Origin of the sequence: Klebsiella sp. JN_Kp121, from assembly GCF_040062145.1 — a bacterium.
Classification (GTDB): domain Bacteria; phylum Pseudomonadota; class Gammaproteobacteria; order Enterobacterales; family Enterobacteriaceae; genus Klebsiella; species Klebsiella aerogenes.
In genome coordinates, this window is record NZ_JBEAHX010000002.1 from 640,631 (window position 1) to 666,660 (window position 26,030).

24 protein-coding genes are annotated in these 26,030 nt (G+C 53.8%); 16 read left to right on the plus strand and 8 right to left on the minus strand.

The window, feature by feature from the left end; translation table 11 throughout:
* The first annotated feature begins 9 nt into the window (after positions 1 to 9).
* From ABLU86_RS05665 to rimL, 3 genes are all read left to right on the plus strand, one after another.
* On the plus strand, positions 10 to 303 hold the full coding sequence (locus ABLU86_RS05665) for a hypothetical protein (RefSeq protein WP_123907193.1): 294 nt from the start codon (positions 10 to 12) through the stop codon (positions 301 to 303).
* Entirely contained in the window at positions 281 to 1,936 is a 1,656-nt protein-coding gene (locus tag ABLU86_RS05670; protein ID WP_015705576.1) for a glucan biosynthesis protein, read from the plus strand. The genes ABLU86_RS05665 and ABLU86_RS05670 overlap by 23 nt, the downstream gene beginning before the upstream one ends.
* A 68-nt stretch (positions 1,937 to 2,004) precedes the next feature.
* On the plus strand, positions 2,005 to 2,565 hold the full coding sequence (gene rimL / locus ABLU86_RS05675) for a 50S ribosomal protein L7/L12-serine acetyltransferase (RefSeq protein WP_015366387.1): 561 nt from the start codon (positions 2,005 to 2,007) through the stop codon (positions 2,563 to 2,565).
* 4 nt (positions 2,566 to 2,569) lie between these two features.
* On the opposite strand, the gene ydcK is transcribed toward rimL, so the two are convergent.
* A complete protein-coding gene (gene ydcK, locus ABLU86_RS05680) occupies positions 2,570 to 3,550 on the minus strand; it encodes a YdcK family protein (RefSeq protein WP_348795980.1) in 981 nt (326 codons plus the stop codon).
* 111 nt (positions 3,551 to 3,661) lie between these two features.
* Here ydcK and tehA point away from each other — a divergent pair, with 111 nt between their 5' ends.
* Both tehA and tehB read left to right on the plus strand, forming a co-directional pair.
* Positions 3,662 to 4,660, plus strand: coding sequence for a dicarboxylate transporter/tellurite-resistance protein TehA (gene tehA / locus ABLU86_RS05685; protein WP_126337852.1), 999 nt, complete (start codon positions 3,662 to 3,664; stop codon positions 4,658 to 4,660).
* 2 nt (positions 4,661 to 4,662) lie between these two features.
* Complete coding sequence (gene tehB / locus ABLU86_RS05690; protein WP_047049245.1) at positions 4,663 to 5,259, plus strand: tellurite resistance methyltransferase TehB; 597 nt, start codon at positions 4,663 to 4,665, stop codon at positions 5,257 to 5,259.
* Here tehB and pepT read toward each other — a convergent pair.
* A complete protein-coding gene (gene pepT / locus ABLU86_RS05695) occupies positions 5,256 to 6,485 on the minus strand; it encodes a peptidase T (protein WP_032711741.1) in 1,230 nt (409 codons plus the stop codon). The genes tehB and pepT overlap by 4 nt on opposite strands.
* Positions 6,486 to 6,597: 112 nt before the next feature.
* On the opposite strand from pepT, the gene ABLU86_RS05700 reads away from it, so the two are divergent.
* Together ABLU86_RS05700 and ABLU86_RS05705 are read left to right on the plus strand one after the other, a co-directional pair.
* Complete coding sequence (locus ABLU86_RS05700) at positions 6,598 to 8,190, plus strand: ABC transporter substrate-binding protein (RefSeq protein WP_172598229.1); 1,593 nt, start codon at positions 6,598 to 6,600, stop codon at positions 8,188 to 8,190.
* Between the two features lie 135 nt (positions 8,191 to 8,325).
* The gene (locus ABLU86_RS05705) at positions 8,326 to 8,994 is read left to right on the plus strand and encodes a DUF3313 domain-containing protein (protein WP_348795981.1); all 669 of its coding nucleotides are present in this window, start codon (positions 8,326 to 8,328) and stop codon (positions 8,992 to 8,994) included.
* A 45-nt stretch (positions 8,995 to 9,039) separates the two neighbouring features.
* On the opposite strand, the gene ABLU86_RS05710 is transcribed toward ABLU86_RS05705, so the two are convergent.
* Entirely contained in the window at positions 9,040 to 9,936 is an 897-nt protein-coding gene (locus ABLU86_RS05710) for an EamA family transporter (RefSeq protein ID WP_015366394.1), read from the minus strand.
* A gap of 183 nt (positions 9,937 to 10,119) precedes the next feature.
* Between ABLU86_RS05710 and ABLU86_RS05715 the strand changes: the two genes are divergently transcribed.
* Complete coding sequence (locus ABLU86_RS05715; RefSeq protein ID WP_032711739.1) at positions 10,120 to 10,989, plus strand: AraC family transcriptional regulator; 870 nt, start codon at positions 10,120 to 10,122, stop codon at positions 10,987 to 10,989.
* On the opposite strand, the gene ABLU86_RS05720 is transcribed toward ABLU86_RS05715, so the two are convergent.
* A complete protein-coding gene (locus ABLU86_RS05720) occupies positions 10,966 to 12,138 on the minus strand; it encodes a benzoate/H(+) symporter BenE family transporter (RefSeq protein ID WP_257986724.1) in 1,173 nt (390 codons plus the stop codon). The two genes, ABLU86_RS05715 and ABLU86_RS05720, sit on opposite strands and share 24 nt — an antisense overlap.
* Before the next feature lie 88 nt (positions 12,139 to 12,226).
* Between ABLU86_RS05720 and ABLU86_RS05725 the strand changes: the two genes are divergently transcribed.
* The gene (locus ABLU86_RS05725; RefSeq protein ID WP_032708175.1) at positions 12,227 to 12,772 is read left to right on the plus strand and encodes an XRE family transcriptional regulator; all 546 of its coding nucleotides are present in this window, start codon (positions 12,227 to 12,229) and stop codon (positions 12,770 to 12,772) included.
* Between the two features lie 233 nt (positions 12,773 to 13,005).
* On the plus strand, positions 13,006 to 14,967 hold the full coding sequence (locus tag ABLU86_RS05730) for a U32 family peptidase (RefSeq protein ID WP_047049235.1): 1,962 nt from the start codon (positions 13,006 to 13,008) through the stop codon (positions 14,965 to 14,967).
* Positions 14,968 to 14,976: 9 nt separating this feature from the next.
* Here ABLU86_RS05730 and ABLU86_RS05735 read toward each other — a convergent pair whose 3' ends face one another.
* From ABLU86_RS05735 to ABLU86_RS05750, 4 genes are all read right to left on the minus strand, one after another.
* Positions 14,977 to 15,213, minus strand: coding sequence for a DUF2554 family protein (locus ABLU86_RS05735; protein ID WP_032708172.1), 237 nt, complete (start codon positions 15,211 to 15,213; stop codon positions 14,977 to 14,979).
* 159 nt (positions 15,214 to 15,372) lie between these two features.
* On the minus strand, positions 15,373 to 15,498 hold the full coding sequence (locus ABLU86_RS05740; protein ID WP_015705564.1) for a DUF2474 domain-containing protein: 126 nt from the start codon (positions 15,496 to 15,498) through the stop codon (positions 15,373 to 15,375).
* Positions 15,498 to 16,508 (minus strand): cytochrome d ubiquinol oxidase subunit II, encoded by a 1,011-nt coding sequence (cydB, locus tag ABLU86_RS05745; protein WP_015705563.1) that lies wholly within the window; start codon positions 16,506 to 16,508, stop codon positions 15,498 to 15,500. Before cydB ends, ABLU86_RS05740 begins: the two co-directional genes overlap by 1 nt.
* Complete coding sequence (locus ABLU86_RS05750) at positions 16,508 to 17,905, minus strand: cytochrome ubiquinol oxidase subunit I (protein WP_015705562.1); 1,398 nt, start codon at positions 17,903 to 17,905, stop codon at positions 16,508 to 16,510. The genes cydB and ABLU86_RS05750 overlap by 1 nt, the downstream gene beginning before the upstream one ends.
* Positions 17,906 to 18,874: 969 nt before the next feature.
* Between ABLU86_RS05750 and ABLU86_RS05755 the strand changes: the two genes are divergently transcribed.
* The 6 genes from ABLU86_RS05755 (at position 18,875) to patD (ending at position 25,955) form a co-directional block, all read left to right on the plus strand.
* On the plus strand, positions 18,875 to 20,287 hold the full coding sequence (locus ABLU86_RS05755) for a PLP-dependent aminotransferase family protein (protein WP_348795982.1): 1,413 nt from the start codon (positions 18,875 to 18,877) through the stop codon (positions 20,285 to 20,287).
* A gap of 318 nt (positions 20,288 to 20,605) precedes the next feature.
* Complete coding sequence (gene ydcS, locus ABLU86_RS05760; protein ID WP_015366405.1) at positions 20,606 to 21,751, plus strand: putative ABC transporter substrate-binding protein YdcS; 1,146 nt, start codon at positions 20,606 to 20,608, stop codon at positions 21,749 to 21,751.
* 17 nt (positions 21,752 to 21,768) lie between these two features.
* Complete coding sequence (locus tag ABLU86_RS05765) at positions 21,769 to 22,782, plus strand: ABC transporter ATP-binding protein (RefSeq protein ID WP_045361030.1); 1,014 nt, start codon at positions 21,769 to 21,771, stop codon at positions 22,780 to 22,782.
* Between the two features lies 1 nt (position 22,783).
* A complete protein-coding gene (locus ABLU86_RS05770) occupies positions 22,784 to 23,713 on the plus strand; it encodes an ABC transporter permease (protein ID WP_015366407.1) in 930 nt (309 codons plus the stop codon).
* On the plus strand, positions 23,703 to 24,509 hold the full coding sequence (locus tag ABLU86_RS05775; RefSeq protein ID WP_015366408.1) for an ABC transporter permease: 807 nt from the start codon (positions 23,703 to 23,705) through the stop codon (positions 24,507 to 24,509). Before ABLU86_RS05770 ends, ABLU86_RS05775 begins: the two co-directional genes overlap by 11 nt.
* A 21-nt stretch (positions 24,510 to 24,530) precedes the next feature.
* Positions 24,531 to 25,955 carry an aminobutyraldehyde dehydrogenase gene (gene patD / locus ABLU86_RS05780; RefSeq protein ID WP_015366409.1) on the plus strand — a complete coding sequence of 475 codons (1,425 nt, stop codon included), beginning with the start codon at positions 24,531 to 24,533 and terminating at the stop codon, positions 25,953 to 25,955.
* Positions 25,956 to 26,030: the final 75 nt, after the last annotated feature.

The window sequence follows — 26,030 nt, forward strand, 5'->3', positions numbered from 1 at the left end:
CCTGGCGTGATGAAAATTTATCCTGTTCGTGCTGAAAATAAACAAAGCGGGGGTAAAAACGCTGAGGTCTCGGGTCGCGCCTGTTCGCCAAAACAGCTCAGCGATAGCGATCGCTGGGTGGTTATTCAGTCTGTTCCGGTGGACATCTTTTTTTTCATGCTTTTCGCCTGCCAACAATTGGATTATCAATCATTTTTGTCTAGAGTGAGCGGAATTCACGACGCAGATGTTTGCAACGTTGCGTATCCGTCGAACTCTCAAAAAGGACGCTTTTCCAGGCATGAACCGCAGACGTTTTCTTAAATCATCCATGGCTGTTGCCGCCGTATGCGGAACGTCAGGAGTCGCCTCGTTATTCACTAAAGCGGCTTTCGCCGCGGATTCTGCTATCGCCGATGGCCAGACGCGCCGCTTTGACTTTTCCGTCCTGCAGGCGATGGCTCATGACTTAGCCCGCCAGCCGTGGGGCGGCGCGCCGCGTGACCTGCCGCCGACGCTGGCGAATCTGACCCCTCAGGCCTATAACAGCATCCAGTATGATGCGGCGCATTCGCTGTGGAATAACGTTGAAGAGCGCAAGCTGGATATCCAGTTTTTCCATGTTGGTATGGGCTTCCGCCGCCGGGTGCGCATGTTCTCGCTGGACGCGCAGTCTCAGCAGGCGCGGGAGATACACTTCCGTCCGGAGCTGTTCCAGTACAACGACGCCGGCGTTGATACCAAACAGCTGGAAGGGCAGACCGATCTCGGTTTCGCCGGTTTCCGTGTGTTTAAGGCGCCGGAACTGGCGCGCCGCGATATTGTCGCCTTTCTGGGCGCCAGCTACTTCCGCGCGGTCGACAGCACTTACCAGTACGGCCTGTCGGCGCGCGGTCTGGCCGTTGACACCTTTACCGATACCCCGGAAGAGTTCCCGGATTTCACGTCATTCTGGTTTGAAACCGTCAAACCTGGCGCGACGGTGTTCACCGTCTACGCGCTACTCGATAGCCCGAGCGTCACCGGCGCCTATAAGTTCACCGTGAATTGCCAGCAAACGCAGGTGATCATGGATGTCGAAAATCATCTCTATGCGCGCAAGGACATTAAGCAGTTGGGCATTGCGCCAATGACCAGCATGTTCAGCTGCGGTAACAACGAACGCCGGATGTGCGATACCATCCATCCGCAAATCCACGATTCTGACCGCCTGTCGATGTGGCGCGGCAACGGCGAGTGGATTTGCCGTCCGCTGAATAATCCGCAAAAGCTGCAGTTCAACGCGTTCCAGGATAAAAACCCGAAGGGGTTTGGCCTGCTGCAGCTGGATCGCGATTTCAGTCATTATCAGGATGTGATGGGCTGGTATAACAAGCGCCCGAGCCTGTGGGTGGAGCCACGTAATCAGTGGGGAAAAGGGGCCGTTAGCCTGATGGAAATCCCGACTACCGGCGAAACGTTGGACAATATCGTCTGCTTCTGGCAGCCGGAAAAACCGGTAAAAGCGGGTGATCAACTGGACTTTAGCTACCGCTTGTACTGGAGCGCGCAGCCGCCGGTACGCTCTCCGCTGGCGCGAGTGCTGGCGACACGCACCGGAATGGGCGGCTTCCCGGAAGGATGGGCGCCGGGTGAACACTACCCGGACAAATGGGCGCGCCGCTTTGCTATCGATTTTGTTGGCGGCGACCTGAAAGCCGCGGCGCCGAAAGGCATTGAGCCGGTGATTACACTCTCCAGCGGCGAGGCTAAGCAGGTAGAGATCCTCTACGTCGAGCCTTTTGACGGCTATCGTATTCTTTTTGACTGGTATCCGACTTCAGATTCCACCGATCCGGTGGAAATGCGCATGTTCCTGCGCTGCCGTGGCGACGCTATCAGCGAAACCTGGCTATATCAGTACTTCCCGCCTGCGGCGGATCGGCGTAACTACGTTGATGACCGGATTATGAAATAACCCAGGTCGTTGAAATCCGCCCGCGGCGCGCTTCTGCGGGCGTTGTTGTTTATCAGTGAGATATCGTCATGACTGCCGAAAACAGCCCCATCATCGAAACTATCCCGGTCAACGAACAGCTGGAGCTGCGTGCGGTTGACGAACGTTACGTCAGCGAACTCCATCAATTGGTGCTCAAAAACCGTGACTGGCTGCAGCATGCTTTAAGCTGGCCTGCGGAGGTGTTGAGTGAAGATGAAACCCGGCGCCACGTGCAGGGAAACGTGATGCTGCACCAGCGCGGTTATGCAAAAATGTTCCTGCTGTTTTTACAGGGGCAGATGATCGGCGTCCTGTCATTTAACCAGATTGAACCGTTGAACAAGACGGCCTATATCGGTTACTGGATCGATCAAAGCCATCAGGGGCAGGGACTGTTGTCGCAGGCGTTACAGGCGTTTATCCATCATTATGCGCAAACGGGCGCCGTTCGCCGTTTCGTTATTAAATGCCGGGTCGCCAACCAGCGCAGTAATCAGGTGGCGCTGCGTAATGGTTTCCAACTGGAAGGTTGTCTGAAGCAGGCCGAGTTTTTAAATGGCGCATATGACGATCAGAATATCTACGCGCGGATTATTGACCCGCAATAAGCTGCTATAGCGAACCCAGCAGCGGCGTACGGGTGATATGCTCGTCGCCGCTCACGATTTTGCGCCCGCGAAGATGAATTCTGTCACCCTCCAGCGCTTCGATACAGGCGTTACCGCAGATTTCTACCTGTTGTTCGATAATCACATCGCCTCGAATCGTCGCATGTCCTTCGATAAGTATCTCGTCATCCAGCAGAATGGGGCCGCCGATAAGATGGGCGTGCCCGCCGACCATGACACGATGTTTTAACAGGCAGTTGCCCTCGACCACGGCGTTTTCGCCCACTTGTGAACTGTAGCGCAGGGTCGGGATCTGATCCTCGCCGCGCCCGGCGACCAGCCGCGCGCGATCGTAGACCCGGGCGTTGTCACAGATCCATACATCGTTATTTTCATTACCTTCGATACGTGCGTGATCGAACACTTCGGCACGGTGTTCAACAAAAGCATGCTCAACCACGGCATCGCCGTAGATTTGCGCCTGGTGAACAATCCGAGAGGCGCTGACCGTGGCGCGCTGATATATTTGCAGCACTTTGTCGGTATCAGAAGTGAGTCCCTGAGCGGCAATCACCAGACAGTGGGGGAGAATACGCGCCTGGTCGGCGATTCGGCAGACGCCACGGATTTGCGATTGTTTTATAGTGACGTTGTCACTTATCCTGGCGCCGTGACTTACCTCAACATTATCAAGCCAGGCGTTGTCGTTAATTGTCGCCCCGTGGCTTATCACGCAGGTGCCGGTCAGACGGGCGTTGTCGTCAACGCGCGCGCCAGCGAAGACGACGCTATTGGCATCATATATCCAGCAGTCGCCGCCCTGGCTTAACGCGGCTTCATCATCAAGCCAGCCGCCTTCGCTACCGGCCTTAACGTCCGAGAAATCAGTCAGCGCCACGATTTGCCGCAGAGTTACGCTATGTTTAATTCCGTCTTCTTCAAAGTGATACAGGCGGACGTGGTCGCTCAGACGATATTTCTTCATCAGCATTTCTCTTTACTGTTGGTTAACATAAACATAGCAAAAATCTCCGTAGCGCGTTTTATAAGGTTCCTTTAAAATGCAACTTAAAATTAAATTGAAACTTTAAATAAAATGAATAAACACGTAACGGGCGGCCAGGTGCTGAATCTACCGGCTGGCTATTTTGGTATGGTGCTGGGGATAATCGGCATGGGCTTCGCCTGGCGTTATGCCAGTACCATCTGGCCGGTGAGCAGTATTATTGGCGATGCGCTGGTGGTGCTGGCGACAACTATCTGGGCGCTATTAATGATAGCGTTTATTGCGCGGGCTATTCGTTTCCCGTGGAGCGTGCGGCAGGAGATGCGTCATCCGGTGGCCAGCAGTTTTGTCAGCCTGATCCCGGCGACAACGCTATTGGTGTCGATCGCTTTTGCTGGCTGGCATCGCCCGTTGTCGCTGGCGTTATTTGCTGCGGGGGTTACGCTGCAGCTTTGCTATGCGGCCTGGCAGAGCGCCGGGTTGTGGCGGGGTAAACATCCGGGAGAGGCGACGACGCCCGGTTTATATCTGCCGACCGTCGCCAACAATTTTATCAGCGCCATGGCCTGCGGCGCGCTGGGATTTAATGATGCCGGACTGGCGTTTCTCGGCGCTGGCGTCTTTTCCTGGCTCAGCCTGGAGCCGGTTATCCTGCAGCGGCTGCGCAGCAACGGCGAGCTACCGGCGGCGTTGCGGACGTCGCTGGGCATCCAGCTGGCGCCGGCGCTGGTGGCCTGTAGCGCGTGGCTCAGCGTCAATGGCGGCGACGGTGATACGTTTGCCAAAATGCTATTTGGTTATGGGCTGTTGCAGTTGCTATTTATGCTGCGCCTGATGCCGTGGTATCTGCAGCAGCCGTTTAATGCGTCATTCTGGAGCTTCTCGTTCGGGATTTCCGCACTGGCGACCACCGGCCTGCATCTGGGTCACGGCCAGCCGCACGGATTTTTCCATACTCTGGCGATCCCCTTATTTATTTTTAGTAACCTGATTATCGGCCTGCTGCTGCTGCGTACCTTTCTTCTGCTGGTGCGGGGTAAACTGTTAATTCGCGTAGACCGTGCCACTTTATTGCCAAACAAGGATTAATCATGACGACTCGTGACGAAAACTACTTTACTGAAAAATATGGCCTGACACGCACCCACTCAGAAGTGGTGTCTGCCTCCTCCCAGATGCAGCCGGGACAGACGCTCGACCTTGGTTGCGGCAATGGACGAAACAGTCTGTATCTGGCGGCTAAAGGTTACAACGTCACCGCGTGGGATAAAAATCCCATGAGTATCGATAATCTGGAGAACATTCGTCAGGCCGAAGGGCTGGAGAACTTGCAGACTGCGATAAAAGATCTGAATACGCTGAGCTTTGATGGCGAGTATGATTTTATTCTTTCTACCGTGGTGATGATGTTCCTGGAAGCCAAAACCATCCCTGGTCTGATCGCCAACATGCAGCGCTGCACTAAGCCTGGCGGCTATAACCTGATTGTTGCCGCAATGGATACCGAAGATTACCCTTGTACCGTGGGCTTCCCGTTCGCCTTCAAACCTGAAGAACTGCGTGACTATTATGCTGGCTGGCAGTTCCTCAAGTACAACGAAGACGTCGGCGAACTGCACCGCACCGACGCCAGCGGAAACCGCATCAAGCTACGCTTCGCCACGATGCTGGCGCGTAAACCGGCTTAATCCGCCGCCAGCAGGCAGAGTTGCAGGGCGGTAAGATAGGAGGCCTCAAAGGCGCGCAGCGGCAAAAATTCGAATTTCGAATGGAAATTGTGCGCGCCGGTGAAGAAGTTCGGCGTCAGCAGACCCTTTGCCGAGAGCGCTGCGCCGTCGGTACCGCCGCGCATTGGCGTGGGTTTTGGCGTTATACCGAGGCTTTCCATCGCGGTGAACATCAGGTCAATAGCCCGGCGGTCTTCGCCAATGGCGTTACTGATATTGCTGTAAGTATCGCTGATAGTGAATTCAACCCTGGCAGTAGGGTACTGGGCGGCGATTTTCTCTGCCGCTTCGCCAATCTGTTGTTTACGGCGGTTAAAGCTGTCCAGATCGAAATCGCGAATGTTGGCCTGCAACCTTGTGCTGTTCTGATCGCCATGAATACCGTTAAACCATACGTAGCCTTCGCGCCCGGCGGTGTGCTCCGGCGTCTGCTGGCGGTCGAAATAGCTCATGAAGTCGGTAGCCATTAACAGCGGATTGACCAATACGCCTTTGGCGGACATCGGGTGTGCGGTTACGCCGGTAAACCGTATCTCCGCAGAGGCGGCGTTAAAGTTTTCATAAACGATCTCGCCGAGTTCGCAGCAGTCGATGGTCCAGGCAAAATCGACGGCAAAACGCGATAAATCCAGCGCTTTTGCCCCGCGAAGGCCAACTTCTTCGTCCGGGACGAACGCCACGACGATATCACCATGCTTATGTTCGGCGGTCAGGTTTTCCAGCAGCGTCATAACAACGGTCACCGCTGCTTTGTTATCGGCGCCCAGTACGCTGGTGCCGTCGCTGAAAATAATCTCTTCATCACGATAGGCCAGGATTTCCGGATGCTCGTCAACCCGCAGCCAGATTTGCTGTTCCGGGTTAAGGCAGAGATCTTCGCCAGTAAATCGCAGGATTTGTGGATGAATATCCGGCGACAGTCCGACATCAACGGTATCAATATGCGTGATAAAGCCGATCCGCGGCGCACCGGGGACGGTGCCTTTTTTTACCGCCGTCACGGTCGCATGCTCGTCGATCACGATATCGTCAAGGCCAAACTGACGTAGCTCGTCGGCTAACGCCTGCGCCATCTGATGTTGTCCGGGCGTTGTGGGTAACGTGGTTGCTCGTGGATCGCTTTGGCTGGTGATAGCCAGATAGCGAAAGAAGCGCTGGGTTAATTGTCTGGTTAAGGGCGAGGCCATAGTGATTCCTTCTTAATTTATTATTTCGGGTGTTTGCAATCTGGCTTTAGTGTTATCTATGGGCAATAAAACAAAAAGCTATTCATTAGTCAAAAAATGAAAAGGGAAACGCATGCAACGCACATCTACTTCAATAGCTCTGACGATAGCGGCATTAGCGGTGAGTTCTGCCGTGAATGCGAAAACACTGGTTTATTGCTCTGAAGGCTCGCCGGAAAACTTTAATCCGCAGCTTTATACTTCCGGGACCAGCGTCGATGCCAGCGCGGTACCGATATATAACCGGCTGGTGGACTTTAAAGTTGGCACCACGGAATTGCAGCCCAGCCTGGCGGAAAGCTGGGAGGTGAGCGAAGATGGTAAAGTTTATACTTTTCACTTACGCAAAGGCGTTAAATTCCAAAGTAATAAATATTTTAAACCGACCCGTGATTTTAATGCTGATGACGTTATTTTTTCGTTTATGCGGCAAAAAGATCCGAATAACCCCTATCATAATGTCTCTAATGGCAACTACTCCAATTTTGAAAGCCTGGAGTTTGGTTCGTTAATTACCGCAATTGATAAACCGGATGAATATACAGTGCGTTTTACCCTCGCGCACCCCGAGGCGCCTTTTGTTGCTGACCTCGGTTGGTATTTTGCTTCAATCCTCTCTGCGGAATATGCCGATGCAATGCTGAAAGCCGGTACCCCGCAGCGTGTTGATATGGATCCCATCGGCACCGGGCCTTTCAAGCTGGCGCAATACCAAAAAGATTCGCGGATCTTGTTTACCGCATTTCCTGATTACTGGCAGGGAAAAGCGAAAATCGATCGTTTAGTATTCAGTATCACGCCTGATGCCTCGGTGCGTTACGCTAAGCTCGAGAAAAATGAGTGTCAGGTCATGCCATTCCCCAATCCCGCCGATTTACCGCGGATGAAAAAGAACCCGCAGATCAATCTGATGAGCAAAGCCGGGCTTAATACCGGTTTCCTCGCCTTCAACACGCAGAAAGCGCCGCTGGATAATGTGAAGGTGCGCCAGGCGTTGGCGATGGCGATCAACAAACCGGCAATTATCGATGCGGTGTTCCACGGTACCGGTACGGTAGCGAAAAACCTGCTGCCGCCTGGCGTCTGGAGTGCCGATGCCGACCTGCAGGACTACAGCTGGGACCAGGAAAAAGCCAAAGCGCTGCTGCGCGAATCCGGAGTGAAGAGTCCCATCACCATCGACCTGTGGGCGATGCCGGTTCAGCGTCCCTATAACCCGAATGCGAAACGGATGGCGGAAATGATCCAGGCTGATTGGGCTAAAATCGGCGTGCAGACCAAAATCACCACCTATGAATGGGGCGAATACCTTAAGCGGGTGAAAGACGGCGAGCATCAGGCGGCGTTAATGGGCTGGACTACCGCGACCGGGGACCCGGATAACTTCTTTGGCCCATTATTTACCTGCCAGTCGGCCAACGGCGGTTCTAATTCGGCCAAATGGTGCTATGCGCCGTTTGATAAAATTATCGCCGAAGCTAAAACCATCACCGACCGGCCGCAACGAGAAGCTTTGTATAAACAGGCGCAGCAGATGATGCACGATCAAATGCCGGCCGTGATGATTGCGCATTCAACTATTTTTGAACCGGTGAGTAAATCGGTGACCGGGTATGAAATCGACCCGTTTGGGAAGCATATTTTTTATCAGGTGGACGTAAAATAAACATCGTAAATAAATCCGCCGCGTTGGCGGATTTATTTTTTGCAAGGAGTTGACGGACCACCATTTTTGTCACAAAACTAAGCGTGAAATTTTGTTATAAACCTTGCCGACAAACTGCATTTACAGGGATTATCCATGCGTACAAAAATGTTATTTAAAGTAGCCGCTCTGGCCGGGCTACTGGCATTAACTGGTTGTGCATCCAAACTGGCGCAACCGGAGCAGTATTCCGGGTTTTTAAAAGATTATTCTAAGTTAAAAGAGACCACTTCGGCTTCCGGCAAACCAGAACTGCGCTGGATCTCCCCGGACTACAATCCGAGCAACTATGACAACGTCGTCTACCATCCAATCACCTACTACCCGGTGCCGAAACCAACGACCCAGGTAGGGGAGAAAGCGCTGCAGGACATCCTCAATTACACCAACAAGCAGATGAAACAGGCCATCAGCGAACGTAAGCCGTTGGCGACCACGGCTGGCCCGCGCAGCCTGATTTTCCGCGGCGCAATCACCGGTGTTGATACCAGTAAAGAAGGGCTGCAGTTCTATGAAGTGATCCCGGTGGCGATGATTGTCGCGGGTACCCAGGCGGCAACCGGCCATCGCACGATGGACACGAATCTCTACTTCGAAGGCGAACTGATCGACGCGAAGACCAATAAGCCGGTTATTAAGGTAGTGCGTAAGGGCGAAGGTAAAACGCTGTCTAATGAGAGCACGCCGCTGACCGCTGATACGTTGAAGCAGGTGATTGATGATATGGCGATCGATGCGGTGAAATTCGATCCGTCGCAGAAGTAATTGATGCGTTAAGCCCGTCTTGCGAGTTGCCTGACGGGCTTATTATTAAGCCAGCCGGCGGCGCATAAACAGCTGTTCGGGGCGGGCGAACATCACCAGATTTCCTACCAGTATTAACGCCAGACCTATCACCGCATTGCTATGCCAGACGTAACCTTCGTAGAAGGTGGAGATAGTTAATGCCACCAGTGGGAAAAGCAGCGTGCTATAGGCCGCTTTGCTGGCCCCGATACGGCCTACCAGAGTGAAATAAGCGCCGAACGCGATCACCGAACCGAACAACGCCAGATACAGCAGGGCGCCCATATAACTCCAGGTCCACTGCGGCGTAAAGTTATCGCCGCGCAGCAGCGCGATCGCGCCCATGACCAGGGTGCCGTAAAACATGGCCCAGCTATTAGTGGTCAATGTCTCAAGCCCGCGGCGTTGGTGGCGAATACTCAGCATGTTGCCCAATGAAAAACCGTACGTTCCCAAGGCGCTCAGGCCGATTCCCCACAGCAGCGACGCGTTCAGACCATTGGCGAGGAGATCGTCCCAGAAGAGGGTGACAATTCCTGCAAGCCCCAGCGCCGCAGCCAGCCAAAAGCGGCCCGGCGGCTGCTGGCGGAAGAAAATAAAACTGTTGATCGCGTTAAATAAGACCGCCATCGAAAAGATGACCGACTCAAGGCCGGTATTGATATGCGCCGCGGCGGTATAAAAACACCAGAAGTTAAAGCAAAAGACGCAGCAGCCTTGCAGCATGCAAAAGAGATGATCGCGCATCGCCAGCGGGCGCAGGCGGCGGGTCATCAGCAAAATTGTCAGCATGGTGACGCTGGCGACGGCAAAACGCCAGAAAATCGATACCGGCGCGGCGACGGGGCCCTGTTGTAAAAAGATTGCAATCCATGTGGTACCCCAGATAACCACCACCAGCCCGTAGAGTAATGCGTTCAAAATGTCTCTCCTTTAAAATGCCTGGCGTAAGTGTGCGATTTTTCCAGGCAAAGCGCTGTCACCGTTTTGTTGCTGACTTGCAAAATCTTGCGCTTATTTTTCACAAGCTCATGGTCAATGCTGGTAAGCGGTGATGACAATTCATAGACTAGAGGTCTGCGGATTAAAAACGATGTGAAGGCTATGGCATACGGGACGTTCGAAACATTACAACAACAAAATGCGGTGCTGCGGGGGACCGTGGAACTCAATTCCGGGATCCAGCTTGCCGCGTGGTACAACGACCTTGACCGGATCACGGTGCGCAGCGACCACCACACGTTGAGCCTGTATGTCGCCGATGGTTACGAAAGCTACCAAAAAACACCGTACGGCTGGAAGAATGGCGGCGGGCCGGACCGTTTTTGTCTGATGCCAAAGGGCGATGAAAGCACCTGGGATATTCGCGGCGATCTCTCTTTCGTTCATCTCTATTGCACCGATGAGCACCTGCGTCGCGTCGGCGAGCAAATTTGGGATCGCAGCCCGGCGTCTTTCACCTTGCAGGAAAAAACCTTTGCCAGCGATGACAAAATTACCGCGGTGTATCGCCAGTTTCTGCTTGATAACGACTGGCGCCAGCAGGCTAATCAACTGCTATTAAGCTCGGCCAGTACGCTGCTGTTAACGCATCTGATTCAAAACTATTCGAACGTCCAGTGGCGCCTGCCGACGGTTACCGGTGGCCTGGCGCCGCATCTTTTGCGTAATCTGTTGGCGTGGATTGAGGAGCACCTCGAGCAGCCGCTTACGCTTGCCGATCTTGCCGCACAGGCGTCGCTTAGCGAGTACCATTTTGCGCGGATGTTCCGCCAGTCAATGAATATGGCGCCGCACCAGTATGTGATGCAGCGGCGGATGATTAAGGCGCAAAATCTGATTTGCCACACCCAACAGCCGTTGACCGAGATAGCGCTGGCCTGCGGATTTAGCTCCGCCAGCCACTTTAGTCACCGGGTTAAGAGCGCCACGGGTCTTACGCCAAGCCAGCTACGTGCGGCGCAGCGTGGTTAACAGCATATAGCTGATACCGCCGAGGACCAGCCCCCAAAAGGCCGAGCCGACTCCTGCCAGAGAGACGCCGCTGGCGGTGACTAAAAAGGTTACCACTGCGGCATCGCGCTCGTTTTCTTGCCCCAGCGCTTGATAGAGGCTGCCGCTAATGGTTCCTAACAATGCCAGCCCCGCCAGCATCTGGATCCACACCGGCGGTAGCGCCGCCATAAGCGCGGTTATCGAACCGCCAAATAGCCCCGCCAACAGATAAAACACACCGGCCGCCGCTGCGGCGAGCCAGCGCTTATCCGCATCCGGATGCGCATCCGGGCTTTGACAGATCGCGGCGGTAATGGCGGCGATGCACACGGAATAGACGCCAAATGGTGAGAATAACAACGCCAGCGCGCCGGTAAATACGATAAGCGGCGAGACCGGAACCCGATAGCCTGATGCCTGAATGGTCGCCAGCCCCGGCGCATTCTGTGACGCCATGGTGACAAGGAAAAACGGTACACCGACGCTGAGCAGTAGCGAAGGGGTGAACTGCGGCGTAATCCACTGCGGAGCAACAAAAACCATATCGTTTGCCACTGGCGACAGCGCGCCGGTTAGCAGGGCGATGATCCCGCCTGCCGCTAACGCCGCAACGACCGCAAAACGTGGGTAGAGCGCTTTGCATAACAGCCAGGCGGCGAACATCCCGCCGCATAGCGGGAGATTATCCTGCAAACTGCCAAATGCCTGCAGACCAAAACGCAACAGGATCCCCGCCAGCATTGCCGCCGCCAGCGAATGCGGAATGATCTTCATGAGGCGGGCAAACAGTCCCGTCACGCCGCATAGCAGGATCAGCGCGTTGGCGAAAACAAATATTCCCACCGCCTGCGCTAGCGTCGCTCCCTGTAATCCACTGACCAGTAAAGCCGCGCCTGGAGTTGACCATGCGGTGAGGATGGGGACTTTACGCCATAGCGTTAATACCAGCGTGCTGACGCCCATCGCCAGGCCAAGGGCGGTCATCCAACCGGCTATTTGCCCGGCATCGGCGCCAGCGGCGGCGGCCGCTTGCCAGATAATGGCGGCAGAACTGGCATAGCCTACCAGCACGGCGACAAATCCCGCGAGCAGCGTGGGGATGGGAAGGGTAAAGGAGCGCATGAACACCTCTTGTGCGTTATAACATACGACGAAGGTAGCATTGTGCGTTATAGCGTACAACTGGTAATATCAAGAAAATGATGAGGAGCCATCCATGAATATTGCGCAACATCTGGCAACGACGCTGAAAAGCCTGCGTCAGCAGCGCGGCTGGAGTTTGTCGCGGCTGGCGGAAGAAACCGGGGTATCGAAAGCGATGCTCGGGCAAATTGAACGTAATGAATCCAGTCCAACGGTCGCGACGTTGTGGAAGATAGCCACCGGCCTTAATGTGGCGTTTTCGACGTTCATCGTTGCCGATGAGACGGCTGCGCCCGCCGCCTTCGACCCGCAGCAGCAGGCGATGGTAGTGACGCCGATTTTTCCCTGGGATCCTGAGCTACGTTTTGACCATTTTTCAATTACCCTTGCCCCGGGGGCGTTAAGCGAATCGACGCCGCACGAGACCGGCGTCATTGAACATGTCGTGGTCATTAGCGGTTCGCTGGATTTATGTCTGCAGGGGCAATGGCAGACGTTGCAGGCGGGAGAAGGGCGGCGCTTTGCCGGCGACCTGACGCACGCTTACCGCAATAGCGGCGCGCAGACGGCGCACTTTCATTCACTGATTCATTATCCAAAAGAAAAAGCCGCGGACTAATCCGCGGCCAATCAAGATGACTGAGACTAAAATTCACAACGTGACGAGGAAAATCCGGAATACGCAGCCACTGTAACCTTGCCGGGTTTTCATGAGAAATAGCTTTTTCTTCAATGCTTTGCCGATTTCTGCAAATTCGCTGTGCGGGCGCGGCGGAAAATGTTTTCGTCTACGCCCAGTTCTGACTACAATAGCCGCCATTTCGACCCCCTATAACGGATAACGACGAGCGTATGCGCCTGCAAAACCATCATCTTGAACTTCTTAGTCCTGCCCGCGATGCCGGGATCGCCCGTGAAGCGATTTTACACGGCGCCGACGCGGTCTATATCGGCGGGCCGGGCTTCGGCGCGCGCCATAATGCCAGCAATAGCCTGAGCGATATCGCCAACCTGGTGCCGTTTGCGCATCGCTTTGGCGCTAAGGTGTTTGTGACGCTGAATACCATTCTTCATGATGATGAACTGGAACCGGCGCAACGTCTGATTACCGATCTGTACGAGACCGGCGTTGATGCATTGATCGTGCAGGATATGGGGATAATGGAGCTGGATCTGCCGCCGATTGAGCTGCATGCGAGCACCCAGTGCGATATCCGCAGCGTTGAGAAAGCGAAGTTTCTCTCTGATGCGGGCTTCAGCCAGATTGTTCTGGCCCGCGAACTCAACCTCGATCAAATTAAAGCGATCTACGATAATACCGACGCGACTATCGAGTTCTTTATTCACGGCGCCTTATGCGTAGCCTATTCCGGTCAGTGCTATATTTCTCACGCGCAAACCGGACGTAGCGCCAACCGCGGCGACTGCTCTCAGGCTTGCCGCCTGCCTTACACCCTGAAAGACGATCAGGGGCGCGTTGTGGCCTATGAAAAACATCTGTTGTCGATGAAAGATAACGATCAGACCGCCAACCTGGCGGCATTGATCGACGCCGGCGTGCGCTCCTTTAAAATTGAAGGGCGCTATAAAGATATGAGTTATGTGAAAAATATCACCGCTCACTATCGTCAGATGCTGGATCGTATTATTGAAGACCGCGGCGATCTCGCGCGTTCTTCCGCCGGGCGCACAGAACACTTCTTCGTGCCGTCGACCGATAAAACGTTCCATCGCGGCAGCACCGACTATTTTGTTAACGCGCGTAAGGGCGATATCGGCGCGTTTGATTCGCCGAAATTTATCGGCCTGCCGGTAGGCGAAGTATTAAAAGTCGGAAAAGATTATCTCGATGTTGAAGTGACTGACGCATTGACGAATGGTGACGGCCTCAATGTGATGATCAAACGTGAAGTTGTCGGCTTCCGCGCCAATATGGTGCAGAAAACGGGGGAAAATCGTTATCGCGTCTGGCCAAACGAAATGCCGGCAGATCTGCATAAAGTGCGTCCGCACGAGGCGCTTAATCGTAACCTCGACCATAACTGGCAGCAGGCGCTTCTGAAAACTTCCAGCGAGCGCCGCATTGCGGTTGATATCGCGCTGAGCGGCTGGCAGGAACAGCTGGTGCTGACCATGACCTGCGAAGACGGCGTCAGCGTCACGCATACACTGGATGGCGAATTCGCCGAAGCGACCCAGGCGGAAAAAGCGCTGGCCAATTTACGTGATGGCGTGGCGAAGCTCGGCCAGACCATTTATTACCCGCGTGATGTGCAGATTAATCTGCCGGCGCTGTTTGTGCCGAACAGTATGCTTAACCAACTGCGCCGTGAAACCGCAGAGATGCTCGATCAGGCGCGCCTCGATGCCTGGCAGCGCGGAACGCGTAAACCGGTCTCCGTACCACCGCCGGTGTATCCGGAAACGCATCTGTCGTTCCTGGCGAACGTTTATAACCACAAAGCGCGCGCTTTCTACCAGCGCTATGGCGTTCAGCTGATCGATGCGGCGTATGAAGCTCATGAAGAGAAAGGCGACGTGCCGGTGATGATCACCAAGCATTGCCTGCGATTCGCCTTCAACCTGTGTCCGAAGCAGGCCAAAGGTTCGATAAAGAGCTGGAAGGCGACGCCGATGCAGCTGATTCACGGTGACGAAGTGTTAACCCTGAAATTTGATTGCCGTCCGTGCGAAATGCACGTGGTGGGTAAAATCAAAAATCATATTCTCAAAATGCCCCATCCGGGCAGCATCGTCGCCTCCGTCAGTCCTGACGAGCTGATGAAAACGCTGCCCAAGCGTAAGGGCGCGTAAGAACCATTCTCACGGCGGGCAGTTATGCGCCTTTGCTTTGCGCGCGTACTGCCGGTGATAATGTTCGCGCAGCGAGCTGGAGGTGTCCTCAGCCCGGCTGCGTAGTTCATCGCAATCAGCCTCGTGCAGTAACCGCTGTTCGAGGCTTTGCACCGGGAAATAATCATGCCCCTGACGCTGGGCGAGCAGATGCCCGGAAAATAACCCACACATCAATACCACTGCCGCTATTCCTCTCCGCCACATATCATTTTCCATATCAATAGATAACGCGGGATTAATATGATTGATTTAATATTGGTTTTTTTATGGCGTTATCAAAGAAGCGCAAGGCTTTGTCAGGCGTGGCTGAAGAAGGATGAAAAAAGCCTGGCGCGATGAGCGCCAGGCTGGAGATGTGTTATATCAGGCACGAAGCCCGGCGGCGTTCATCAGCAGGCGGAAAATCATACTGACGGCGCCCAGTGCCAGCACGCTAGCGCCCCATATGGCTGCCAGCCATAGCAGACGTTTTATCCATGAATGCTCCATCAGTGATATCCCTCGCCAGTTTGAACTTTGCCGCGGAAAACGTAGTAGCTCCAGAAGGTATACCCAAGAATGACGGGAATAATCAGTAACGCGCCAACCAGCATAAAGCCCTGACTTTGCGGCGGCGCCGCGGCCTGCCATAACGAAATCCCTGGCGGAATAATATTCGGCCAAATGCTGATCCCAAGTCCGCTAAACCCAAGGAAGACGAGCCCCAGCGTCAACACGAACGGCAGGGTGTGAGCATCTCGTTGCCCAAGCGTGCGCCATAACCAGACGCTGATGGCGATAACCAATAGCGGCACCGGCAGCAGGTAAAACAGATTCGGCAGACTAAACCAGCGCTCGGCGATCGCCGGCTGGGAGAGCGGCGTCCATAGGCTAATCACGGCTATTATCATCAGTAAGGCCAGCAGCAGAAGGCGTGAAATTCTGCGCATGATATTCTGCAGCGGATTCTCGCTCTTCATTACCAGCCAACTAGCGCCCAGTAACGCGTATGCAACGGTGAGGCCGAAACCGCAGAATAGGGTAAATGGCGTCAGCCAATCCCACATTCCACCGCTAAAGCTGCGACCGCTGACCGGAAAACCATGAATGACCGCGCCGACGACCATGCCCTGGGTGAATGTCGCCAGTAGCGATCCGCCCAGAAAAGCTTTATCCCAGAAAGGACGGTGCGAAGGGGTCGCTTTGAAGCGAAACTCGAAGGCCACACCGCGAAAAATTAGGCCAATCAGCATCAGGGTTAAGGGTACCGACAGCGCGTCGATAATCACCGCATAGGCCAGCGGAAAGGCGCCGAAGAGACCAGCGCCGCCAAGCACCAGCCAGGTTTCATTGCCATCCCATACCGGGGCGACGCTGTTGACCATCACGTCGCGCTCATCGCCGCCGCGTACGGCGGCAAACAGAATGCCGATCCCTAAGTCGAAACCGTCCATGACGATATACATCAGGGTGGCAAACACGATGATAACAAACCAAATAACCGATAAATCAATACCCATTAGCGGGACTCCTTGTGCTGAAAACCATCCGTCGCGGCAGAAAGCGGACGCGCCGGCGTACCTGATGGCACAGGCGTCTGCTCTTGCGGACCTTTGCGGATCAGGCGCAGCATATAGCTATAGCCAACGCCGAATACCGAGCTGTAGACGGCAATAAATGCCAGCAGGCTAATGGTCATATGCAGATCACCGTGAGCTGATACGGCCTCGGAGGTGCGCTGTATACCGTAAACGACCCATGGCTGGCGTCCGACTTCGGTGGTCACCCATCCAGCAAGAATCGCAATCAGGCCAGAAGGTCCCATCCATAACGCGAAGCGCAGGAAAGGTTTTGAGGTATACAGACGCTGCCGATAGCGCAGCCATAGGGCAATGACGCCGAGCAGAATCATTAACATTCCCAGACCGGCCATCAGACGAAATGACCAGAACACAACGGTTGAGTTGGGGCGATCTTCTGGAGCGAACTCCTTCAGCGCCGGTACCTGTTTATCGAGGCTGTGAGTCAGGATCAGGCTGCCGAGGGCAGGGATCTCCAGCCCATAGCGGGTACGTTCTTGTTGCATGTCCGGCCAGCCGAACAGCAGCAGTGGCGTCGGTTCGCCCGGCGGATTTTCCCAGTGGCCTTCGATGGCGGCAATTTTCGCCGGTTGATGTTTCAGGGTGTTTAGCCCATGCATATCGCCGATCATTGCCTGAATGGGGGCGACAAGCAGCGTCATCCATAGCGCCATAGAGAACATGGCGCGGATGGCTGGGGTTTGATTGCCACGAAGCAAATGCCATGCGGCTGATGCGCCTACGAACAATGCGCTGCTAAGAAACGCCGCGACGGACATATGGAATAAGCGGTAAGGGAAAGAGGGGTTAAAGATAACGGCGAACCAGTCAACGGGTACGACCTGACCATTAACGATTTCGAACCCTTGTGGCGTTTGCATCCAGCTGTTTGAGGCAAGGATCCAGAACGTAGAGATGATGGTGCCCAGCGCTACCATACAGGTGGCGAAAAAATGCAGGCCGGGGCCGACACGGTTCCAGCCGAATAACATCACGCCAAGGAAACCGGCCTCCAGGAAGAAGGCGGTGAGGACTTCATAGGTCAGTAGCGGGCCGGTAATACTGCCGGCAAATTGTGAGAAACCGCTCCAGTTGGTGCCGAACTGGTAGGCCATCACCAGTCCGGAGACGACACCCATACCAAAGTTGACGGCAAAGATTTTCGACCAGAAATGATATAGCGAGCGCCAGACTGGATTTTTTGTTTTTAACCATAATCCCTCAAGCACCGCCAGGTAGCTGGCAAGACCGATGGTGATCGCGGGAAAGATGATATGAAATGAGACGGTAAAGGCGAATTGGATCCGCGCCAGATGAAATGCATCAAGACCGAACATGCTGGACTCCACAACAAAATTGATTCAACGCAATTTTAGGGGGAGGGGGATGGTGAAAGCAGAGGCAGAAATGATGTTTTTTATGATAACAGTTACTCACTGTTATTCTTTTTATACATATTTCATATTTATGAAATTAGTATTTATGTCATCATGAATAATGAATTGCTGGTTGTGATCTTTTTTTAATGCTACTTCACATGTTTTTTTACGATTTTCCTTAGTGCTTCTCCTGCTTTCTATTAATTACTCTGGTAGATTGGAAATGTTTGGTGTTTAATGCAAACGCGAGGTTCAAGTATTTACATTTTATATGTGAATTCTTTATTTATTGTTTTTTGATATATTTAGTGAGTGGAGATAAGGGAGGCGACTTGTCACAGAACGGACTGCGAAGTTTGTGTATCACATTGGCGCTAATGAGTATCTTTTGGCTGGTTGTGTTTGGCGGACTCTATCTTGTTTTTTGAATTCAACGGTTACATCCAGAAGAGATTGAATTCCCCAGTGTGTGATTAATTTGTTTGATATCAGTTCCTTGCTGTTTTTTATGCCGGGTGCATTTTTCAATGGACAATGGTTTAGGTGCGTTAAATTATGTCAAAAAGACTGGCGAGGAATGAATTTATCTTATTGTGAATTTTCCTTAGTGGAGGAGTTGTTGATTCATAATTAAATATCAAGGCGTGTTTACGTTGGTGCCAGTTGGGATCTCAACGATAGACCATGACGTATGGTTCATAAATCAAATGAATATTGGTGATTATGAAGCGTTTATCAATGTAACCTAAATGCGAACATTATATTAACCCTGGTAGGGTTTGATGGTATTTCAGTAGTAAAGTTAACGCGCGAATATTATTCCTGCACTGGTTCAAGAAGCACATTGTTGTATATCAGTTATTAGAACCTGCCATTTTTAGTCAACTGTTATAAGATATGAGTCTCGATTGTTAAATGGATGCGGTAATGAAAAAGTATCAGCAGCTTGCGCAACAATTAACCGACCAGATCGCCCTCGGCGTTTGGCAACCCGGCGATCGGCTGCCCTCCTTACGCGAACAGGTTGTCAGCAGCGGAATGAGCTTTATGACCGTCAGCCATGCCTACCAGTTACTGGAAAGCCAGGGACGTATTATCGCTCGTCCGCAATCGGGTTATTACGTTGCGCCGCAGCCGGTGAAGCAGCGTCAACCTGATCCCCCGGCGCAGGTGACGCGCAATGAATCCGTTGATATCAACACCTATATTTTCGACGTCCTGCAGGCCAGCCGTCAGGCGTCGATGCTGCCTTTTGCTTCCGCCTTTCCCGACCCGCGGCTGTTTCCTCTACAGCAGCTAAACCGTTCTTTGGCGCAGGTGAGTAAAACCGCCACCGCCATGAGCGTGATCGAGAACCTGCCGCCTGGCAACGATGAGCTTCGTCATGCGATTGCCCGGCGTTATGCGTTGCAGGGAATGAACGTGTCGCCGGATGAGATCGTCATCACCGCCGGGGCGTTGGAGGCGTTGAACCTCAGCCTGCAGGCGGTGACTGAGCCCGGCGACTGGGTCGTCGTAGAAAATCCGTGCTTTTACGGCGCGCTGCAGGCACTCGAACGATTGCGGCTTAAGGCGCTATCGGTGGCCAGCGATGTGAAAGAGGGGATCGATCTGGCCGCGTTGGAACAGGCATTACAAAATTATCAGGTTAAAGCCTGTTGGCTAATGACCAATAGCCAGAACCCGCTCGGATTTACGCTGACGGCAGAAAAAAAAGCGCAACTGGTGGCGCTATTGACGCGCTATAACGTGATGCTGATTGAAGATGACGTTTACAGTGAGTTGTACTTTGGACGGGAAAAACCGCTACCCGCAAAGTACTGGGATCGTGATGAGATGACGCTGCACTGCAGCTCATTTTCCAAATGCCTGGTTCCAGGTTTTCGTATCGGCTGGGTCGCCGCTGGCCGACATGCCCGCCGTATTCAGCAACTGCAGCTGATGAGTACGCTATCGACCAGCTCGCCGATGCAACTGGCGCTGGTGGATTATCTGTCTACCAAACGCTACGACGCACATTTACGCCGGTTGCGGCGTCAGCTTGCCGAGCGAAAACAGCTGGCCTGGCAAGCGCTACTGCGTTTTTTACCCGCCGAGGTCAAAATTCACCATAGCGACAGCGGTTATTTCCAGTGGCTTGAGTTGCCCGCCGGCGTCGATGCTGGCGAACTCAGTGCTCTGGCGTTACGGGATAACATCAGTATTGCGCCGGGTAAAATGTTTTCTACCACCGCTAACTGGACCTCATTCTTCCGTTTTAATACCGCATGGGGCTGGGGAGAAAAAGAGGAGCAGGGAGTCAAACGGCTCGGCGAACTTATACGTCAACTTTTGCCTTAGTTTATTCATCGCTGTTTTTTAATTGCCGGTTTATTTTTCCCGGCAATTAATTTCCGGCATTCTCGTATACATTAATCAGGGTTAAATACCCGTTAACACCGGGCTGTCATAGGGAATATGCATACTCAACTCTTTGCCATAACTCCTTGTCTATAATCCATATTATCGAATCGTGGCGGCGATTTTTGCGGAATGCGCCCCGGGTCACAACCTGAGTAAATTTCCCCAGAGCCCCGCAGGCCGCCGTCTACCCTTATTAAGGGAGATATTTTTACGGCACGGCTGCCGCTACCTTTATTCTGACAGGAGTAAGTTCAAATGAGCAAAAAATTTGCCCGTGGCAGCCTGTGCGTGCTGAGTATGGTTTTTGTTACTGCGCAAGCCGCAGAACCGCCGACATCGCTGGATAAAGGTGAAGGTCGGCTCGATATTATTGCCTGGCCGGGTTATATCGAACGCGGCCAGACGGATAAGAATTATGACTGGGTAAGTCAATTCGAAAAAGAGAGCGGCTGCCAGGTTAATGTGAAAACTGCCGCCACCTCCGATGAAATGGTCAGTTTGATGGCGAAGGGCGGCTACGATCTGGTCACCGCATCCGGCGACGCCTCGTTGCGCCTGATTATGGGCAAGCGTGTACAGGCGATTAATACCGCGCTGATCCCCAACTGGAAAACGCTTGACCCGCGAGTTGCTAAAGGCGCGTGGTTTAACGTCGGCGATAAAGTGTACGGCACGCCCTATCAGTGGGGGCCGAACCTGCTGATGTACAACACCAAAACCTTCCCGACGCCGCCGGATAGCTGGAAAGTGGTTTTCGTCAAACAGGATTTACCGGACGGAAAAAGTAACCAGGGGCGCGTTCAGGCCTATGATGGACCGATTTATATCGCCGACGCGGCGCTCTTTGTCAAAGCAACGCAGCCGCAGTTAGGAATTAACGATCCCTATGAACTCACTGAAACACAGTATCAGGCGGTGTTAAAGGTTCTGCAGGATCAGCATCCGCTGGTTCACCGCTACTGGCACGATGCGACCGTTCAGATGAGCGACTTCAAAAACGAAGGGGTGGTTGCTTCCGGCTCCTGGCCATATCAGGCCAATGGCCTTAAAGGTGAAGGGCAGCCCGTTGCTACCGTCTTCCCGAAAGAAGGCGTGACCGGCTGGTCTGATACCACGATGTTACATAGTGAGGCGAAGCATCCGGTATGCGCTTATAAGTGGATGAACTGGTCGCTGACGCCGAAAGTACAGGGCGATGTCGCCGCCTGGTTTGGATCGCTGCCAGTCGTGCCGCAGGGCTGTAAGGCGAGCACGCTACTGGGAGACAAAGGCTGCGAAACTAACGGCTACAACCAATTCGACAAGATTGCGTTCTGGAAAACGCCAATTGCCCAAGGCGGCAAATATGTCCCTTATAGCCGTTGGACTCAGGACTATATCGCGATTATGGGTGGCCGCTAAGCGCCTGGAGACTGAACATGACGTACGCGGTAGAGTTTAATGACGTTTCGCGTCTGTACGGTGACGTGCGCGCGGTGGATGGCGTGAGCATCGCCATTCGCGATGGTGAATTTTTCTCTATGCTGGGGCCGTCCGGCTCCGGCAAAACTACCTGCCTGCGCTTAATCGCAGGCTTCGAACAGCTATCCGGCGGTTCGATTCGTATTTTTGGCCAGCCTGCCAGCGAATTACCGCCATGGCAGCGCGACGTGAACACGGTTTTTCAGGATTACGCGCTATTCCCTCATATGTCGATTATCGACAATGTCGCCTACGGGCTGATGGTGAAAGGGGTGGGCAAAAAAGAACGCCATCTTCGCGCCCAGCAAGCATTAGAGAAAGTAGCGCTTGGCTTTGTTCACGCGCGTAAACCTTCACAGCTTTCCGGCGGCCAGCGGCAGCGGGTCGCCATTGCCCGCGCGTTGGTTAATCAACCGCGGGTGCTGCTCTTAGATGAACCGTTGGGAGCGTTGGATTTAAAACTACGTGAACAGATGCAGGTGGAGTTAAAAAAACTTCAGCAATCGCTGGGTATCACTTTCATTTTTGTTACCCACGATCAGGGTGAAGCGCTATCGATGTCCGATCGCGTGGCGGTGTTTAATAATGGTCGCATTGAACAGGTCGACTCGCCGCACGATCTCTATTTACGTCCTAAAACCGCCTTTGTCGCCGGATTCGTCGGCACCGCGAACGTTTTTACCTCTGAAATTTCTCAGAGGCTATGTGGCTTGTCCGGCGCCTGGTCGTTGCGCCCGGAACATATCCGCCTGAATAGCGGCGGTGATATCCAGGTACAGGGGACCGTCCAGGCGGTACAGTTTCAGGGCGCGTCTACGCGTATTGAACTGAAACTCGCTGCGGGCGATAAGTTGTTAGTCAGCCAGACCAACGTCGATGGCGGGGCGGCGGTTGGCACACCGCAGTTGGGGCAGCAGGTATCAGCCGGCTGGTCGCGTTCGGCGATGGTTTCCCTGGAAAACGGAGGCTGAGATGACGATGGCGCTTGTGCAACCGACGACCGGGCGAGTGTCAGGACTGTTCTGGCGAAAACCCTCATTGGGCCTGTTTTTACTGCTGCTGGGGCCGTTGATGTGGTTTGGCATCGTCTATCTGGGATCGCTCCTGACGCTGTTATGGCAAAGCTTCTATACCTTTGATGACTTTACGATGTCGGTCACCACGGATTTGACGCTCGCTAACCTGAAGGCGCTGTTCAATCCCGCCAACTACGACATCATTATCCGTACCCTGGTGATGGCCATCTGCGTGACTATGGCCAGTGCAATCCTGGCATTGCCGATGGCCTGGTATATGGCGCGTTATACCCGCGGCAAGATGAAAGCTTTCTTTTATATCGCGGTAATGTTGCCGATGTGGGCAAGTTATATCGTCAAGGCCTACGCCTGGACGCTATTGCTGGCGAAAGATGGCGTGGCGCAATGGTTCCTCGGCCACCTTGGTCTGGAGAGCGTGTTAAATATGGTATTGACCATCCCGGCGGTCGGCGGCAATACCTTGTCGACCTCCGGGCTTGGGCGATTCATGGTATTTGTCTATATCTGGCTGCCGTTCATGATCCTGCCGGTGCAGGCGGCGCTGGAACGTCTGCCGCCATCGCTGTTGCAGGCCTCAGCCGATTTAGGCGCCCGCCCGCAACAAACCTTCCGCTACGTGGTATTGCCTTTAGCCATACCGGGCATCGCGGCGGGGTCTATTTTTACCTTTTCCCTCACCCTTGGCGATTTTATTGTCCCGCAACTAGTGGGACCGCCCGGTTTCTTTATCGGCAACATGGTCTATTCGCAGCAGGGTGCGATTGGCAATATGCCGATGGCAGCGGCGTTCACGTTGGTGCCGATTGTTCTGATTGCACTCTATCTGGCGTTTGTGAAGCGCCTGGGAGCGTTTGATGCACTCTGAACGCGCGCCGTTGATTCTTAAAATCGCCACCTGGGGGGGAGTGATATTTCTCCATTTTCCACTGCTGATTATCGCCCTGTATGCCTTTAACACAGAGGATGCCGCTTTTAGCTTCCCGCCGAAGGGGCTGACTTTACGCTGGTTCAGCGAGGCGGCAGCTCGTGCCGATATCATTGAATCGGTGACGTTGTCACTTAAAGTCGCCGCCTTATCCACGGCAATTGCGCTGGTGTTAGGTACGCTCGCCGCCGGGGCGCTGTGGCGGAGCACGTTTTTTGGTAAGAATGCCGTGTCGCTGCTGTTGCTGTTGCCGATTGCGCTTCCCGGCATTATTACCGGTCTGGCGCTATTGACGGCATTCAAAGCCGTCAATCTTGAGCCAGGGTTGCTCACTATCGTAGTGGGTCATGCGACCTTCTGCGTGGTGGTGGTGTTTAACAACGTCATTGCCCGATTTCGCCGGACATCATGGAGTCTGGTGGAAGCATCAATGGATCTTGGCGCAACAGGCTGGCAAACCTTCCGTTACGTGGTGCTGCCCAATCTGGGTTCGGCGCTGCTGGCGGGCGGCATGCTGGCCTTCGCTCTTTCCTTTGATGAAATTATCGTCACTACCTTTACTGCCGGACACGAACGGACGCTCCCGCTGTGGTTGTTAAATCAGCTGGGGCGTCCGCGCGATGTGCCGGTCACCAACGTGGTCGCGCTGTTGGTGATGCTAGTGACGACTGTACCCATCCTGGGGGCCTGGTGGCTAACCCGTGACGGCGAGTATAACGCCGAAAGCGGAAAATAATACACTTTACAGGATCATGCTATGCAACATAACCTTTTGATAAACGGTAAATTAGTGGCGGGTGAAGGCGAAGTACTGCCGGTATTCAATCCTGCCAACGGTGAAGCGATTATTGAGATTGCGGAGGCGACCGAGGCGCAGGTCGATGCCGCCGTCAATGCTGCAGATCGTGCGTTTGTCAGCTGGAGCCAGACAACGCCGAAAACTCGCGCCGAATGTTTACTGAAAATGGCTGACGTTATTACCGAACATGCAGAAACGCTGGCGAAACTGGAGTCCTTAAACTGCGGTAAGCCGCTGCATTGTGTTATCAATGACGAAATGCCGGCGATTGCCGATGTGTTTCGCTTCTTCGCCGGCGCCGCGCGTTGTCTGCCGGGAATGGCGGCAGGAGAGTATCTGGAGGGGCATACTTCGATGATCCGCCGCGATCCAGTCGGCGTAGTGGCCTCGATTGCACCGTGGAACTATCCGTTGATGATGGCGGCCTGGAAGCTGGCGCCCGCGCTGGCGGCTGGTAACTGCGTGGTCATTAAACCTTCGGAAATCACTCCGCTTACGGCATTGAAGTTGGCGGAGCTCGCAAAAGATATTTTCCCGGCCGGGGTCATTAACGTGCTTTTTGGCCGTGGTCCAACCGTTGGCGATCCGCTCACCGGCCACAGTAAAGTACGCATGGTTTCCCTGACCGGCTCGATCGCCACCGGCGCCCATATCATTGGTCATACGGCTTCTTCGATTAAACGTACCCATATGGAGCTGGGTGGTAAAGCGCCGGTTATCGTTTTTGATGATGCCGATATTGATGCCGTCGTTGAAGGCATTCGCACCTTCGGTTTTTATAACGCCGGCCAGGACTGTACTGCCGCCTGTCGTATCTATGCGCAGCAAGGCGTCTACGATCGGCTGGTTGAAAAATTAGGCGCTGCCGTGGCCAGCCTGAAAATGGGGCAACCGGACGATCCGTCTACGGAGCTGGGGCCGGTGAGTTCTCTTGCGCATCTGGAGCGGGTGACAGCAGCGGTCAACGCCGCACGCGCTTTACCGCATATTAAAGTGGTCACCGGCGGCAGTCGCGCTGCGGGTAATGGTTACTATTTCCAGCCCACGCTGTTGGCTGGCGCCCGGCAGCAAGATGCTATCGTACAACGTGAAGTTTTTGGCCCGGTAGTCAGCGTCACGTCGTTTAGCGACGAGGAACAAGTGTTAACCTGGGCTAATGATTCGCAGTATGGTCTGGCCTCCTCGGTATGGACGCAGGATGTTGGTCGCGCTCATCGTCTGAGTGCGCGATTACAGTACGGTTGCACCTGGGTAAACACCCATTTCATGCTGGTTAGCGAAATGCCGCACGGTGGGCAGAAGTTGTCTGGATACGGCAAAGATATGTCGATGTACGGCCTGGAGGATTACACGGTGGTTAGGCATGTGATGGTGAAACATTAAACATTAACGTACCGGCAGAATTATCAGGCTAATAGTTGCAATAGCAACAAATGTTAAAACAGATAAGGGGTAATA

Excerpts from the sequence above, each read along its gene's own strand:
- ABLU86_RS05665 (WP_123907193.1), top strand. The coding sequence starts at position 10 with ATGAAAATTTATCCTGTTCGTGCTGAAAATAAACAAAGCGGGGGTAAA.
- ABLU86_RS05670 (WP_015705576.1), top strand. The coding sequence starts at position 281 with ATGAACCGCAGACGTTTTCTTAAATCATCCATGGCTGTTGCCGCCGTA.
- rimL (WP_015366387.1), top strand. The coding sequence starts at position 2,005 with ATGACTGCCGAAAACAGCCCCATCATCGAAACTATCCCGGTCAACGAA.
- ydcK (WP_348795980.1), bottom strand. The coding sequence starts at position 3,550 with ATGAAGAAATATCGTCTGAGCGACCACGTCCGCCTGTATCACTTTGAA.
- tehA (WP_126337852.1), top strand. The coding sequence starts at position 3,662 with ATGAATAAACACGTAACGGGCGGCCAGGTGCTGAATCTACCGGCTGGC.
- tehB (WP_047049245.1), top strand. The coding sequence starts at position 4,663 with ATGACGACTCGTGACGAAAACTACTTTACTGAAAAATATGGCCTGACA.
- pepT (WP_032711741.1), bottom strand. The coding sequence starts at position 6,485 with ATGGCCTCGCCCTTAACCAGACAATTAACCCAGCGCTTCTTTCGCTAT.
- ABLU86_RS05700 (WP_172598229.1), top strand. The coding sequence starts at position 6,598 with ATGCAACGCACATCTACTTCAATAGCTCTGACGATAGCGGCATTAGCG.
- ABLU86_RS05705 (WP_348795981.1), top strand. The coding sequence starts at position 8,326 with ATGCGTACAAAAATGTTATTTAAAGTAGCCGCTCTGGCCGGGCTACTG.
- ABLU86_RS05715 (WP_032711739.1), top strand. The coding sequence starts at position 10,120 with ATGGCATACGGGACGTTCGAAACATTACAACAACAAAATGCGGTGCTG.
- ABLU86_RS05725 (WP_032708175.1), top strand. The coding sequence starts at position 12,227 with ATGAATATTGCGCAACATCTGGCAACGACGCTGAAAAGCCTGCGTCAG.
- ABLU86_RS05730 (WP_047049235.1), top strand. The coding sequence starts at position 13,006 with ATGCGCCTGCAAAACCATCATCTTGAACTTCTTAGTCCTGCCCGCGAT.
- ABLU86_RS05735 (WP_032708172.1), bottom strand. The coding sequence starts at position 15,213 with ATGTGGCGGAGAGGAATAGCGGCAGTGGTATTGATGTGTGGGTTATTT.
- ABLU86_RS05740 (WP_015705564.1), bottom strand. The coding sequence starts at position 15,498 with ATGGAGCATTCATGGATAAAACGTCTGCTATGGCTGGCAGCCATATGG.
- cydB (WP_015705563.1), bottom strand. The coding sequence starts at position 16,508 with ATGGGTATTGATTTATCGGTTATTTGGTTTGTTATCATCGTGTTTGCC.
- ABLU86_RS05750 (WP_015705562.1), bottom strand. The coding sequence starts at position 17,905 with ATGTTCGGTCTTGATGCATTTCATCTGGCGCGGATCCAATTCGCCTTT.
- ABLU86_RS05755 (WP_348795982.1), top strand. The coding sequence starts at position 18,875 with ATGAAAAAGTATCAGCAGCTTGCGCAACAATTAACCGACCAGATCGCC.
- ydcS (WP_015366405.1), top strand. The coding sequence starts at position 20,606 with ATGAGCAAAAAATTTGCCCGTGGCAGCCTGTGCGTGCTGAGTATGGTT.
- ABLU86_RS05765 (WP_045361030.1), top strand. The coding sequence starts at position 21,769 with ATGACGTACGCGGTAGAGTTTAATGACGTTTCGCGTCTGTACGGTGAC.
- ABLU86_RS05770 (WP_015366407.1), top strand. The coding sequence starts at position 22,784 with ATGACGATGGCGCTTGTGCAACCGACGACCGGGCGAGTGTCAGGACTG.
- ABLU86_RS05775 (WP_015366408.1), top strand. The coding sequence starts at position 23,703 with ATGCACTCTGAACGCGCGCCGTTGATTCTTAAAATCGCCACCTGGGGG.
- patD (WP_015366409.1), top strand. The coding sequence starts at position 24,531 with ATGCAACATAACCTTTTGATAAACGGTAAATTAGTGGCGGGTGAAGGC.